The sequence below is a fragment of the Pseudomonas sp. PSKL.D1 genome, from assembly GCF_028898945.1.
Lineage (GTDB): Bacteria > Pseudomonadota > Gammaproteobacteria > Pseudomonadales > Pseudomonadaceae > Aquipseudomonas.
On the sequence record NZ_CP118607.1, the window covers coordinates 3320553 to 3334125 of the forward strand.

A 13573-nucleotide genomic window follows, 5' to 3' on the forward strand; every position below is an offset into this window, starting at 1 on the left:
TCGCTCACGACTGACTGCTTTCGACCCAATGCGGTCATCCTGGGTAAGCGATTTTTAATGCTCCTACTTCAGCCCTTTCAAGCGCACATTCGCTCTTTGCACCGCAGCCATCTTTTCAGGCCGCTTCATGCGTTTCCACTTTCTGATTTCTTCCTTGATTCGCCCACAGCTCACACACAGATCCCCCTTCAGTTGGCACACTGAGATGCAGGGGTTCTCGATTTCTTTAGCCATCGTCAATAACCTTTAGCCAGGCGCCTGCGCCAGTCTCCACCCTGAATGCGTTGGCATTCTTCCTCGGAGTCGAGTCGGACATTGCGATCTGAGAGCTTCAGGTCGATGGCGGCGTCTTTCAGTGCGTTGGCCGTCAACTCAAAGATGCGATCTTTCGCGTCAACCTGGGCGAGCATTTTGTCCGCCTGCGTTTCAAACACCCAGATAACCTTCAGGGTTTCAGGCCACGCCTTCATGTCGGCAGTGTGGGTGAGCCAGGTAAAGCCTTTGATTTCACTTTTCGCGGTTTCACACGCTTCGGTGAGGTAAGTGATCAGCCGGTGTTCGCTTCGGGCCGTTTCACGTATGCCAGGGCGCATTGCGGGTTCCTCTGGAAATAGGGGTGGAGCAGGTGCTGAATCAGGCCAATCGCCCTCCCCTTGAAAGGCGCTGAAATCAAGCCTTGTTGCAGACCGTGCAGAGTAAACCAACGATTGCCGATATGCATCGTCGTGTGCGAGCGACTCAAGAATACCGGAGCGCTTTGCTTGACCTCTACTTAACCTCAGGTACCAGACTGCCCGCACCTTGATCTGGAGCAGTCTCATGATTCAACCATCAAATCCTGCATTCACCCTGTCGAACCCGGACGGCTTGTACGACCCGCGCAGTAATGGCTATTCCCACGTCGCAGAAGTGACGCCGGGCACAAGGCTGCTGTTCATTGCAGGCCAAGGCGGTGAGGATGCCAACGGAAACCTGCCCCCGAACTTTGCGCAGCAAGCCAGGCAGGCGCTGACCAACCTGGCGACGGCATTGGCGTCCAAAGGGGCAAGCCTGGCACAGGTATTCAAGCTGACGCTGCTGATCGTTGACCATGACGAGGAGCGTCTACGCACCTGGGTCATGGAAGCGAACCGCATCTGGGCGCAAGGGCGGCAACCTGTCTGCACGTTGATCCCTGTGCCGCGCCTGGCACTTCAGGGCATGTTGATTGAAATTGATGCGGTGGCTGCTGGCTGACACCCCGCGCGCTGAATGGCCGGATTCAGATCAGTTTGCCGGATCCGGAAATTGCATGGTATAAATGATATTCACTATCAATTGGATGCCGTCATGGCCTCGACTGACAACGATCTCTTGCAAGCCCTGGCCTTGCACTATGACGATCTGGTCGAGCACATCCGCCAACGCTTTTCCAACCAGCATTTCGCCCGTGACGTGGTGCATGACGTCTGCGTGCAGATTTTGGAGAAACCACCGCTCAAGGCCATCAGCGTACCCATCGCTTTTCTTCGTCGCGCCACGCTCAACCGCGCCATTGATCGGCGCCGCGCCGAAAGCACTCGCTCGTTATACGTACAGAGCCAGATGGCCGTGGTCGAGCAGCATCGCGACGACCTCGACGGCGCGATGGCGCTGGAGTTCGAACAGCGCCTGAGAGCGTTGCTGGCGGTGATCGAGTCGTTGCCAGCGCGCCAGCGTCACGTGTTTCTTCTGCACCGCATCCACGGCATGCCACAACATGAAATCGCCAACGAGCTAGGCATTTCCGTCAACATGGTCGCCCAGCACTTCATGCGGGCCATGCGCACCCTCGCGCAGCGCTGGCAGCCGGAGACCTGACCGATGCAACGCCAAATCCCACCCGTCGTTCCCGATGCCCTGGAGCCTTACGCTGAGTCGCTGCGCACCTTGGTGCCCAGTCGCGAAGCCCTGCTGGCCGAAGCCAGGGCGCAGAGCGCACGCATTGCCAGCCGTCGGCGCAAGGCTGCCGGAACAGCCCTGCTGCTGGCCCTGGCCGGCTGGGCCTGGTTGGCCGACCCGGCGCTCGGCTACCGCCAGGTCGAAGTCGCCAGCAGCGCGCGCGAAGTGCTGCACCTGGCTGACGGCAGCACAATTGAACTGGACGCGGGTAGCGTGCTGCGCATCGAGTACCGCCTGCGCAGCCGGCAGTTCGAACTGCTCGACGGCGAAGGTCTGTTCAGCGTGGCACACCAGCCCAAGCCCTTTATCGTGCGTAGCCAGGGTGTGGCAGTGCGAGACATCGGCACGGTGTTCGATGTGCGCAGCGACCTGCGCGGCGTGCGGGTGGCGGTTCTGGAGGGCGCGGTGGAAGTGGACAACGGCAAGGCCCGCAGACAGCTCACCGCCAACCAGCAGTTGCTCGCCAGCGCGCAGGCGCTTGGCCCGATCGAGGCGACGAGAGCTGGCGAACTGGAGGCCTGGCGGCATGACCTGTTCCACTTCGACGGCACGCCGTTGGACACGGTTGTCGCGCAACTGCAGCGCCATCGCGCCGCGCCAATTCGCTTGGAAGGCCCACCCGCTGGTGCGTATCGACTAAGCGGCGAGTTCCTTACCCGCAACGTCGAACAGCTGATCGACACGCTACCCCGGCTGGCTCCGGTGACCGTGCACCGTGAAGATGGCGGTTTCGTGAAGGTAGTTGTGCGTCACTGAAAATTATTTTCAGTCACACATCAAAGTTCGCCATTGCACAAACGCCAATCCCTATGAAACTCATTATCATTACCTTCGATAGGGATTCCATGACGCTCTTTGTCCACCCGCTGCGCCAGGCGATGCTCCTGGCGACTTTTGGCTTTCTGGCAGCCGGCCCCTTGCAGGCTGAACAGGCACAATACCGCATCGACCTGCCTGCGCAGCCGCTGGACCAATCGATCAGCACCCTCGCCCGACAGACCGGCACCCGTATCCTTTTCAACACAGACGCCGCCCACGCCGTGCAGGCGCCGGCATTGCATCAGCAGCTGAGCGTCGAGCAGGCACTGCGCCAGCTGATCGCCGGCAGCAATCTGACCCTCGGCAAGACCGCCGACGGCCAGTACCTGATCGCCCTGCCAAGCGAGCCCGGCAACGGCGCCCTGGAGCTGGAGACCTCCAGCGTCATAGGCCGCCCGCCGCTGACTACTACCGAGGGCAGCCGTTCCTACACCTCCGGCGCCGTAACCCTGGGCAAAGGCGTGCAGAGCCTCAAGGATATCCCGCAGTCGGTCACCGTCATGACCCGCCAGCAGATGGATGACCAGAACACCCAGACCATCACCGATCTGGTCAGCCGCACGCCTGGTCTGACCGCTACCAAGTCACCGGGCTCGGGGTTGTTCATCTACTCCCGCGGCTTCAGCATCGACACACTGCAGTACGACGGCGTGCCAATACCGCGCAACACCTACTCGCTGGGCAGCTATCTGACCGAAGACCTGAGCTTCTATGACCGCGTCGAAGTGCTGCGGGGCCCGGCCGCGCTGCTGCAAGGTGGCGACAGCCCGGGCGGCGCGATGAACCTGGTGCGCAAGCGTGGTCAGGACAAAGCCACCGTGAGCCTCACCGGCAAGGCCGGGTCGTGGGACCGTTACGGCCTGCAACTGGACGCCGGAGGCCCACTGAACGCCGAAGGCACCCTGCGTGCCCGCACCGTGATCAGCCAGAACGACAACGGATCGTTCATCGACTACGTGCGTGGCTGGAACCAGACCGTCTATGGCGCAGTCGACTACGACTTCACACCCGACCTCACCGTTGGCCTGGGCGTGGCCAACCAGAAGGGTCACTCACGCCCGGCCATGCTTGGCTTGCCGCGTTACGCCGATGGAGGCAACCCGGACTGGTCACGCTCGACTTATGTTGGCGCCGATTGGAACCGTGCCGACAATGACCAGACCAGCGTGTTTCTGGATGCCACTTATCGGCTGAATAACGATTGGCGGCTCAAGGCTGCCGGCGTGTATATGAGCGAACACAATGGTGCCACCTACCAGGCGCTATGGGATGCCCTGCCAGCCAACGGCTCCACCGATAACACCTACATCGACTGGAGCACCGATTTCACCACCCACAGCAAGGGCCTGGACCTTTACCTGGATGGCAGCTTCACCGGTTTCGGCTTCGAGCAGACTTTCCTGCTAGGCGCCAACTACTCCCGCATCAACACCGATGACCGCTGGGCGCGGGCACCCACCTTCGGCGCGGACTCGTCCAATGTCGATCACCATCGACCGATGCCGACCATCTACGATCTGGCCAGTCGCGGCCGTGGCCAACTGACCGAATACGAGGTGGAGCAGAAGGGCTTCTATACGCGCTGGTCGATCAACCTGACCGACCCGTTGAAGCTGATTCTCGGCGCTCGCACCAGCTGGTACGACTACAGCTACGCTGCCGAATTCTTTGACCACAGCGGTTACGGCGAGTCCACCACCAGCAGCAACGGCAAGGTGTCGCCCTATGCAGGGCTGGTGTATGCGCTGGACAAGCAGTGGTCGGTCTACGCCAGCTACACCGACGTATTCCAGCCACAGACCGCGCGCACGACGTCGGGCTCGGTGGTCGAGCCGATCATCGGCAGCAACTACGAGCTGGGCGTGAAAGGCGAGCTGTTCGACGGAGCGCTGAACACATCGGTCGCGCTGTTCCGCTATGACCAGGAGCACCATGCCGTGCTCGACCGCAGCGGCCCGATGGACTGCGATGGCTGGTATTGCTCCAAGGCCTCGGGCAAGGTGCGCAGCCAGGGCCTGGAGGCGCAGGTCAGCGGCGAGGTCATGCGTGGCCTGCAGGTGATGGCCGGCTACGTCTACAACACCACGCGTTATTTGGAAGACGGGGACTACAAGGACAAGGTGTACAGCACCTGGACGCCAAAGCATCAGTTCAAACTGTGGGCCGACTACACCTTGCCGGGTGACTTGAGCCGCACCTCGGTGGGCCTGGGGACCACGGCGGTCACCGGCACTACTTCCTATGACCACGTGTTCGACCTGCCGGGCTATGCGGTGTGGGATGCGCGGGTGGCGTACAAGGTCAGCGACGAAATCACCGTGGCGGCGAACCTGAACAACCTGCTGGACAAGAAGTATTACGTGCCGGCTTACAACACCATTGACTACAACAACTATTATGGGGACCCGCGCAACGTGATGTTCAGTGTGAAATACACGCCTGAGTTCTAGTTTGGTTGCAGTGTGGAAAGATCCGCTGTGAATGGCTCAGCGAGCGTGGCGCAAGCTGACGTTGGTTATAGGCCGGAAACGGTCACTCATGTGTGACCGTTTTCGAGCCTGCCTACAGGCAGGTAGTGAATGGCCGCTTTCGACCCATTGCAATCGTTCAGCTGCATCGCGTTTGTGTAATGCCTGGAATGTTCACTGTGACATCGCCTGCGCCTGTCAGATCGAGCGCCGCCCGCGCGGCGCATCGCGGATTAATCCGCTCCTACAGTTGTTGCAACGTGCCAAACCTGTCAGGCCATGGCTGCTTGCCTTCGTGCACCCCGTGAGTCATACGGGGCGCCGGGAGTGCCCGCCGTGAGTTTGCGCCATGCACACCAAGCTGATAACCGTGGCCTATCAGGTATGGCCACGTTGCAACAACTGTAGGAGCGGATTCATCCGCGATGCGCCGCGCGGGCGGCGCTCGATCTAATAGACAATGCTAATGCCGAGACGAACACCTGCACGCCTCAACACTGACCTCAGCTGAACACCAGAACGTCCGCTATGGGTCGAAAACGATCAGTTGCAAACGGCCCCTAACGCCCCCCCATAGCGGACACTGACAATGGGCTCTCACTCAGCTCATCGTTTCGCGCCAACCAAAGCCAATGCAATTCCTCCCAGCACTATCAGGGATGCGGTCACCATGCGTGCCGAAAGCGGCTCGTTAAGCAATATCACCCCCGTAGCGGATGCAAGCACTGGAACGCTTAACTGAAGGGTTGCGGCTGTTTGAGCGCGAAGTCGTTTCACGACCGCGTACCACACGACGTAGCCTGCCCCGGACGCAAGCGCTCCTGATGCGGCAGCATAAATTACCCCCGTCGGAGTGATTTGTAGATTTGCCCGCGAAAGACTTATGACCGCGACGATCCCCATCAGTGGGAGGCTGCGCAAGAAGTTTCCTGCTGTGTCGCGAGCCGGGCTTTCTGAACGTTTTCCAAGCACGCAATAGCATCCCCAGGCTATGCCCGCGGCTGCCATGAATAGCGCGCTTGTGAGGGGCGGCGCACTGCCACCTGGAGCCAGCAGAACGATCAGACCAGAGAACGCCACTAGCATTCCCATTACTACCCGCAGTTGAAGCTTCTCCCCACTCTTCATGCCCAGGGCGAACATAGTGATTTGCACGGCGCCAAACAAAATCAATGCACCAACGCCGGCAGCTAATTGCACATAGGCCAGCGAGAAGAGGTACGCGTAGACAAAGAGATGGAAGCCACCTCGCCAGGTGCCACTGGGCGATCTTGACTTCAGTGGTTTCAGGCAGAGTGGTAGTAGAGCGAGTGCACCTGCGAGCAAGCGAATTGTGGTGAAGGAATCAGGGTCGATATCGCCACTCCGTAGCGCCAGGCGGCACAAGACAGAGTTTGCTGCGAAAGCGATCAAGCTGAAGATCGTTGCAGCTAACCACAGCCATGTCTGCTCCCCGGTTTGCAGCACGCTATCTCTGCTTCTCAACACGACGTGGCCCTCAGGTTTGTTGCTTTGAGTCGGAGGTTACTCAGCAGAACGAGCGTCAAGCTTCAACTGGAGGAAAGTCAGATCCAACCACGTCCCAAACTTCACTCCGACCTCTCTCAATTTACCCGCATGCTCGAACCCAAGCCGCTCATGCAGACGAATCGAAGCGAGGTTTTCCGCCTCGATGCCTGCCACCATTACGTGCTTACCGATGCTGCGCGCCCGGTCTACAAGCGCCGAAAGCAGGTGCTTGCCTATGCCATTGCCCCGCTGATCCGCACGAACATAGATGGAATGCTCCACGGTGTGCCGGTAGCCATCCCACGCTCTCCAATCGCCAAAGGAGGCGTATCCCAGGACATTGTTCCCGGTATCAATAGCGACCAGTACCGGGTAGCCCGCTCGCGCCCTATCAGCAAGCCAGGCTCGGCGGTTGTTGGTATCGACCTTCGCGTCATTCCAGATGGCGGTAGAGTTCTCAACAGCATCGTTGTAAATGGCTGTGATCCCTGCGATGTGGTCGCCTGTGGCATTAATAATTTTCATGGGAACCTCTTCGCGGCCTCGTCACTATAGTGGATTGAATATCCATCATAGTGAACGATAAGGCAATATGTTATCGCTCGCTGCGTCAGAAAGGATCGAGATTTTTGCCTAAACCCTCTAGATATAGGCATTAGATGGGGGGTTAGAAACCATTTCGAGGCTGGAAGCGCCAAAAGTGACGTATTACTATAGTAGTACGAAAACCTCCTCCACTGATGAGGCCACGACACCCAAGCGATAATCACTGATGAATAACGAAATTGACCTGCAAATTGGCGCTCGGATCAGGATCGAGCGAGAAAGCCGAGGTTGGTCTTTGACAGACTTGGCCGCTAAAGCCGGAGTTTCACGGGCAATGATCTACAAGATCGAGCGTGGAGAGAGCAGCCCCACCGCTAACCTTTTGGGCAAGCTATCTGGCGCCTTCGGTTTGAGCATGTCTACCCTTGTTGCCCGTGCTGAGCTGCGCCAGGGGAGGCTGCTCCGAGTAGCAGATCAACCGCTCTGGATTGACCCCGATACCGGATATGAGCGCAGGCATGTATCTCCCCGCTCCGACATGCCGCTGGATCTCGTTCAAGTTACGCTACCGGCTGGCAAGCAAGTGCCGATGCCGGCTTCAGCCTATGCATTTTCACGGCAACTGATATGGGTGATTAAGGGCGAGCTGGTTTTTGCAGAAGGCAATGTGCAGCACAGAATGAGCGAAGGTGACTGCCTGGAACTGGGCCCGCCCATGGACTGTCGTTTCATCAATGACAGCGATGAACCCTGTGTGTACGGCGTAGTCGTCCTTAGCGCTTCCTGATTGTTTACCGCTGCGTGGGCGTCGATAGAAGTATCCGTTTATCGCCGGTTTCTGTTCTGCGTGACGGGCCGCAATCGGCCAGAAGCAGTCACTCGTTCCTTCATTTCTGCGACCACAATGTCAGCCCAGCAGAGATCGCTTCTCTAACAGAAAGTCGATCAGTGCCCGCACCTTGGCCGGCATTTGCGCACGTGTAGGGGCGTAGAGATAGAAGCCGGGGAAAGACGGGCACCAAGGCTGTAGCACCCGCACCAGCTCACCGGACGCCAGTTGCTCGCGCACACAGATATCCAAGTATTTAACCAGGCCAACGCCCTGGATGGCCGCCTTGAGCATGCTCTCGTCATCGTTGAATACCACGCTGCCCCGAGGCTCGAACACCTGGGTATGGCCATCCCCGTCCGGTGCCGTGAATGACCAGCGGTCCAGTGTGCCGCTGCTGGTGAAGCGATACGCCAGGCAGTCGTGCTGGTTCAGCTCGGCCGGGCTCTGCGGAATGCCGTGGCGCTTGAAATAGGCGGGTGAACCGACTATCGCCATCTCGATGCGCGGGGTGATCGGGACCGCCACCATATGCTCGTCCAGACTGTCACCCAGGCGAATCCCCACATCGGCACCGTCGGCGATGATGTTGGCGAAGCCGTCGTTAAGCACCATCTCCAGGCGCAATCCCGGAAAGCGGGCGAGAAATTCGCCGAGGTGCGGTTCCAGCAAGTTTCGCGCAGCGATGCGAGAGGCATTCACCCGGATCAGCCCGGTCGGCGAGGACTGCGCCTCACCCAGTTCAGTTACCGCCAGGTCGATTATCTTCAGCGCCGGGGCCAAGGCGTCATAGAGGCGCTGGCCTTCTTCGGTCAGCGACATGTCACGGGTGGTGCGATGCAGCAGGCGCACGCTGAGCTGTTGCTCCAAGCCCTTGAGGTGCTGCGACAGCGCTGCACGGGACATCTCCATCTCGATCGCAGCCTTGGTAAAGCTGCGGTGGCGAGCGATGTGGACGAACCAGGCCAGGGCCGGAAGCAGTGACGGATTGATCGACATATTGTTCAGTTTTGCTGACGACTGATGTCGAGTATTGCATATTTTTCAATGACAAGCCTTGGCCTACCATGAATTCATCGAGCAACAAACAGACGCTCAACTTCGGAGCCAGGACCATGCATAACGTCACCATCCACACCCTCAACGGCCACGGCATCACGCTCGCCGCCGTCATTCATCAACCGGCTGGCTTTGATGCCGGCAAACAGTACCCGGCCATCGTCGTCGCCCATCCGGGCGGTGGTGTGAAGGAGCAGGCTGCTGGCCTCTATGCGCAGAAGCTGGCTGAACAGGGGCTGCTGGCCATCGCTTTCGATGCCTCCTACCAAGGCGAGAGTACCGGCCTGCCGCGCCAGCTGGAAAACCCCCATGTGCGTACCGAAGACATCAGCGCAGTGGTCGACTACCTGACCACGCTTCCCTACGTCAACCCGGCCCGTATCGGTGCTATGGGCATCTGCGCCGGCGCGGGCTATACCGCCAATGCCGCAATCAACGACCGACGCATCAAGGCCGTTGGCACGGTGAGCGCCGTTAACATCGGCCAAATGTTCCGCAATGGCTGGGAGAACACCGTCAAGGATGCTGATGCCCTGCCGTACATCGAGCATGGCTCACAGGCGCGTAGCAGCGACGCCAAGGGCGCTGGGCTGGCGACCCTGCCTTTGGCGCCGATGCGCGAAGAAGATGCACCGAACGAAGAACTGCGCGAAGCTTGGGAGTATTACCACACCCCTCGCGCCCAACACCCCAATGCACCAGGCTTCATGACCGCGCGCAGCCTGTCGCAGATCATCACCTACGACGCCTACAACAAAGCCGAGGCCTTCCTGACTCAGCCCTTGCAGATCGTGGCGGGCACCCAGGCAGGTAGCAAATGGATGAGTGATGATCTCCTGGTCCGAGCGGCCAGCAGCGACAAACACATGCACCTCATCGAGGGGGCGAACCACATGTCGCTCTACGACAAGCAGCCCTACGTAAATGAAGCCGCCACTGTGCTGGCTGATTTCTTTCAGAGCCGCCTGTAACCCTTCCTTTGCCAAACACCCGGCGTCCCAGCGCCGGGTTCGGGAATAGGCAATGCGGTAAACCGCGGAACGTGATGCTGAGCACCCGGCGGGAGTTCCAGAGGGTTGGCCTCGAAGGGCTACTCCCCCATAACGCACCCGCGATGGGCGTACACCGCTACCCAGCCAGCGGCGCATGCTCACCCATCAATTCGATAATCCAGTCGATAAACACCCGCACCTTCGCGCTGACATGGCGATTCGGCGGGAATGCCAGGTACATCGGCATGGGCGACATGTGCCAGTCTTCAAACAACGGCACCAGCTCGCCACTGGCCAGGTGCGGTTTGGCCATGTACTGCGGTAGCCACAGCACGCCCAGGCCAGCCAGGCCGGCAGCAAGGTACGCATTGCCGTCATCGACCGTCAGTTGCGGGCGGCTCTGCAGCTCGATGCGCTCCTCACCCCGCTGCATCGCATAGGGCAAGGTTTTGCCTGTGCGAAACCAGAGGAAGCCGACGGTGTGGTGTCGGCTCTGCTCCAGTTCATGCGGATGCACCGGCGTACCGAAGCGCTGCAAATAGCCGGGCGTGGCATAAATGCCGAGCTTCAGATCGCCCACATGCCTTGCCACCAGGGACTGATCGGTGATTTCGCCGCCGCGCACCACGCAGTCGATGTTTTCGCCAATGATGTCAACGATGCGATCACTCACGCCCAAGGTCAGCTGAATTTCTGGGTATCGCGCAAAAAACCTCGGCAAGGCCGGTATCAGCAGCATTCGCGCCAGCGGGCTGGGCACATCCACCCGCAGCCGCCCGCGCGGTGTCAGCGACGCGCTCGACAAGCTGGTCTCGGCATCATCCATGTCGCCCAGCAGCCGGACCACACGCTCGTAGTAAGCCGCACCGTCAGCGGTGACGTTGACCTTGCGTGTGGTGCGGTTGAGCAGGCGCACGCGCAGCCTCGCTTCCAGCTGCTGAACGAGCTGTGTCACGGTGGTCTTGCTCATGTGCAAGGTGGTTGCAGCCTTGGTGAAGCTGCCGGTTTCCACCACGCGGGCAAAGGCCTGCATTGCATCGAAGCGGTCCATTTCACGCCCCTCTCGTGCCCGGATTGTTTGGATTATACAAACAGTCATGACCAGTACTGCCCGTTTATTCAAGCCGGTGGCCGTTCTTATAGTGGCCTCACCGTAAACACACCGGGCCGCGAAGGCCCCGCATGAGGTATGCAATGTCCAGCAAACGTGATGTCGTTTTCCCATCTGACCGCCATGCGTTGTACGAACTGCACCGCTACTCGCCGGCCATTCGCTCCAACGGTTTTCTGTTTGTATCCGGCCAGGTAGGCAGCCGCAAGGATGGCACGGCCGAGCCGGACCTTTCGGCACAGGTGCGCTTGGCCTTCGCCAACCTCAACGCGATCCTGGCCGGGGCCGGCAGTAGTTTCGAGGATGTGGTTGATACGACCATCTTCATGGTCGACCCCGACGCAAAATTCGAGACCATTTGGGAGGTGGCAGCCGAGTACTGGGGCCAAGCGCCCTACCCCACGGTAACTGCCATCGGCGTGACCTGGCTGTCCGGCTTCGACTTTGAGATCAAGGTGATCGCGAAACTGCCGCACTAGCGCCGGCCAAACCTCACCTGGGCCAAGGACAGCCGCAGAGCACACGCTCTTCGCCGTCATCAGCGTCTTTTCCGGAGAACAGCGCGTAAAAGCTCAGGCCTGCGCGGCGTTACTGGCTTTGCTTTGGAACATGGCGCTATCGGCCTTGAACATCAGTTCGTCGAGGAGTTCGCCATCTTCCGGGTACCACGCCACACCAAGGCTGGCACTGACCGTGATCTGGTTGTCTTTCCACGGCATGGGCAGCTCGACAGCCTTGCAAATCGCCTGGGTGATGCGCTCAATATCGTGTTTGTGATGCGCGCCGTCGAGCAGCAGGACAAATTCATCGCCGCCCATGCGCGCGGCGATTTCGAAGTCGCGAATATGGGCTTTGATGGCCGAGGCTACATGGACCAGGACCGCATCGCCCGCCTGGTGCCCAAAACAATCATTGATCTGCTTGAAGTTATTCAAGTCGATGTAGCACAGGGCCAAATGCTCGCCCCGACGCTTGGCGCCGAGCAGCTTCTGACTGACGAAGGGAATAAAACTATTGCGATTGGGCAAGCCACTGAGGCTGTCATAGAAGGCCAGCTTGCGCACTTCCTCTTCCGCGAGTTTGCGTAACTTGATCTCGTTGCGCAGGTGGCGCTGGGTATTCAACAGCACCAGCGTGAACATCAGCACCAGCACACCGCCAATACTGATCAACACTATCGTCTTGCGCAGCCGCTCGACGAGTTGTGGCGGGTTGGGGTCGTAAATGAAGTTTTCCAGGCCATCGATGCTGTTGACCATGCCCAGTTCGAGGAAGGTTTCAGCCATACGTTGCCAGCGCCCCGGGTTCATATGACCGATCTCGATCAAGTCCGATTGCACCAGTGGACGCATGGCTTGAGCTTCGAACTCCAGGTGTGCGCGGGTTTTCTCCACCGAATACTGATCGAGCAGCAGGTCGATGATTTTATCGGGGTTATCCATCGCGTAGCGCCAGCCACGCAGCGTGGCACGGCGCAAAGCCTCGACACGTTGAGGATGCTCATCAATCTCGGCTTGCGTGGTGAACAGGATGTCGCTGTAGAAGTCGATGCCGTAAGTGACAGGCGAGATAACGTTGTACTCTACACCGCGCTGTTGCAGATAGAAGGGCTCGTTGGTCGAGTACGAGTTGAAGGCCGTCACTTTGCCGTTGGCCAAGTCCTCAACCTGATAACTGCTGGGCAGCAGTTGCAGTTTTTCGAGGGGTATACCTTCGCTGCGGAACATCGCCAGAAAATCGGCATCGGTTTGTGCATCCATCAACATTACTGGCTTGTCGATCAGATCGTGCGCGGTACGAACCTGTTGGTCACTGCGAGCCAGAAGCACAGACGGAGAATGCTGAAAAATCACCGCAAGCGCGACCAGAGGCTTTCCATTCAACCGTGCATGAAGCAGTTCGCTGTTGGCCTCGCCATACTGGGCGCGCCCGGACAGCACTTCTTCGACCGGCGTAATATTAGGGCCGCCTTCGTGTAACCGCACCTCCAACCCTTCTTCGCGGTAGTAGCCCTGTGCGATGGCAGCGTAATAGCCCGCGAACTGAAACTGATGTTTCCAGCGCAGCTGTACATCTATCACCTGTAGCGCGCCATTCTGTTGGGTGACCGGGGTCGCCCACGCAGCGGGAACCGAGAACAGCACGAAACACAGCAGTCGACGCAACCGACCCGACAGACGTCTTGGCGTGTTGGAGCAGCTACGGAGGCTGGGCATAGTGGGTGGTCCGTGTATCGCGCTTATCGTTTGGCGTGCAAGGCGTGGCGCGGCATTGTGGCATCACTGATGCGCTGCCAGCAATCGGGAGCCATGGCGTTGGT

The 13573-nt window shown here is 59.3% G+C and carries 14 protein-coding genes; 7 read left to right on the forward strand and 7 right to left on the reverse strand.

From position 1 onward, the window contains the following. Nucleotides 1–63 precede the first annotated feature (63 nt). Complete coding sequence (locus tag PVV54_RS14740; protein WP_274905953.1) at nucleotides 64–234, reverse strand: DUF1289 domain-containing protein; 171 nt, start codon at nucleotides 232–234, stop codon at nucleotides 64–66. A gap of 2 nt (nucleotides 235–236) precedes the next feature. Further along, nucleotides 237–593 carry a hypothetical protein gene (locus PVV54_RS14745; protein ID WP_274905954.1) on the reverse strand — a complete coding sequence of 119 codons (357 nt, stop codon included), beginning with the start codon at nucleotides 591–593 and terminating at the stop codon, nucleotides 237–239. 229 nt (nucleotides 594–822) lie between these two features. Here PVV54_RS14745 and PVV54_RS14750 point away from each other — a divergent pair, with 229 nt between their 5' ends. The 4 genes from PVV54_RS14750 to PVV54_RS14765 all read left to right on the forward strand — a co-directional run bounded on the left by PVV54_RS14750 (nucleotide 823) and on the right by PVV54_RS14765 (nucleotide 5189). Then, nucleotides 823–1236 (forward strand): RidA family protein, encoded by a 414-nt coding sequence (locus PVV54_RS14750; protein ID WP_274910442.1) that lies wholly within the window; start codon nucleotides 823–825, stop codon nucleotides 1234–1236. A 93-nt stretch (nucleotides 1237–1329) separates the two neighbouring features. Continuing rightward, nucleotides 1330–1839 carry an RNA polymerase sigma factor gene (locus PVV54_RS14755; protein ID WP_274905955.1) on the forward strand — a complete coding sequence of 170 codons (510 nt, stop codon included), beginning with the start codon at nucleotides 1330–1332 and terminating at the stop codon, nucleotides 1837–1839. Nucleotides 1840–1842: 3 nt separating this feature from the next. Further along, nucleotides 1843–2676 (forward strand): FecR family protein, encoded by an 834-nt coding sequence (locus tag PVV54_RS14760; protein ID WP_274905956.1) that lies wholly within the window; start codon nucleotides 1843–1845, stop codon nucleotides 2674–2676. An 89-nt stretch (nucleotides 2677–2765) separates the two neighbouring features. After that, entirely contained in the window at nucleotides 2766–5189 is a 2424-nt protein-coding gene (locus tag PVV54_RS14765) for a TonB-dependent siderophore receptor (protein ID WP_274905957.1), read from the forward strand. A 624-nt stretch (nucleotides 5190–5813) separates the two neighbouring features. On the opposite strand, the gene PVV54_RS14770 is transcribed toward PVV54_RS14765, so the two are convergent. Continuing rightward, nucleotides 5814–6674, reverse strand: coding sequence for a DMT family transporter (locus PVV54_RS14770; RefSeq protein WP_274905958.1), 861 nt, complete (start codon nucleotides 6672–6674; stop codon nucleotides 5814–5816). A 57-nt stretch (nucleotides 6675–6731) separates the two neighbouring features. Further along, on the reverse strand, nucleotides 6732–7241 hold the full coding sequence (locus PVV54_RS14775; protein ID WP_274905959.1) for a GNAT family N-acetyltransferase: 510 nt from the start codon (nucleotides 7239–7241) through the stop codon (nucleotides 6732–6734). Between the two features lie 247 nt (nucleotides 7242–7488). On the opposite strand from PVV54_RS14775, the gene PVV54_RS14780 reads away from it, so the two are divergent. Further along, entirely contained in the window at nucleotides 7489–8049 is a 561-nt protein-coding gene (locus PVV54_RS14780; protein WP_274905960.1) for a helix-turn-helix domain-containing protein, read from the forward strand. 120 nt (nucleotides 8050–8169) lie between these two features. Here PVV54_RS14780 and PVV54_RS14785 read toward each other — a convergent pair whose 3' ends face one another. Then, complete coding sequence (locus tag PVV54_RS14785) at nucleotides 8170–9090, reverse strand: LysR family transcriptional regulator (protein WP_274905961.1); 921 nt, start codon at nucleotides 9088–9090, stop codon at nucleotides 8170–8172. Nucleotides 9091–9206: 116 nt separating this feature from the next. On the opposite strand from PVV54_RS14785, the gene PVV54_RS14790 reads away from it, so the two are divergent. After that, nucleotides 9207–10121 carry an alpha/beta hydrolase gene (locus PVV54_RS14790; RefSeq protein ID WP_274905962.1) on the forward strand — a complete coding sequence of 305 codons (915 nt, stop codon included), beginning with the start codon at nucleotides 9207–9209 and terminating at the stop codon, nucleotides 10119–10121. 157 nt (nucleotides 10122–10278) lie between these two features. Here the strand turns inward: PVV54_RS14790 and PVV54_RS14795 are convergent, their stop codons facing one another. Beyond that, nucleotides 10279–11193 (reverse strand): LysR substrate-binding domain-containing protein, encoded by a 915-nt coding sequence (locus PVV54_RS14795; RefSeq protein ID WP_274905963.1) that lies wholly within the window; start codon nucleotides 11191–11193, stop codon nucleotides 10279–10281. Nucleotides 11194–11336: 143 nt separating this feature from the next. Here PVV54_RS14795 and PVV54_RS14800 point away from each other — a divergent pair, with 143 nt between their 5' ends. Next, nucleotides 11337–11732 (forward strand): RidA family protein, encoded by a 396-nt coding sequence (locus tag PVV54_RS14800; protein ID WP_274905964.1) that lies wholly within the window; start codon nucleotides 11337–11339, stop codon nucleotides 11730–11732. A gap of 93 nt (nucleotides 11733–11825) precedes the next feature. Here the strand turns inward: PVV54_RS14800 and PVV54_RS14805 are convergent, their stop codons facing one another. Beyond that, nucleotides 11826–13469, reverse strand: coding sequence for a GGDEF domain-containing protein (locus tag PVV54_RS14805; RefSeq protein WP_274905965.1), 1644 nt, complete (start codon nucleotides 13467–13469; stop codon nucleotides 11826–11828). Between the last annotated feature and the right edge of the window lie 104 nt (nucleotides 13470–13573).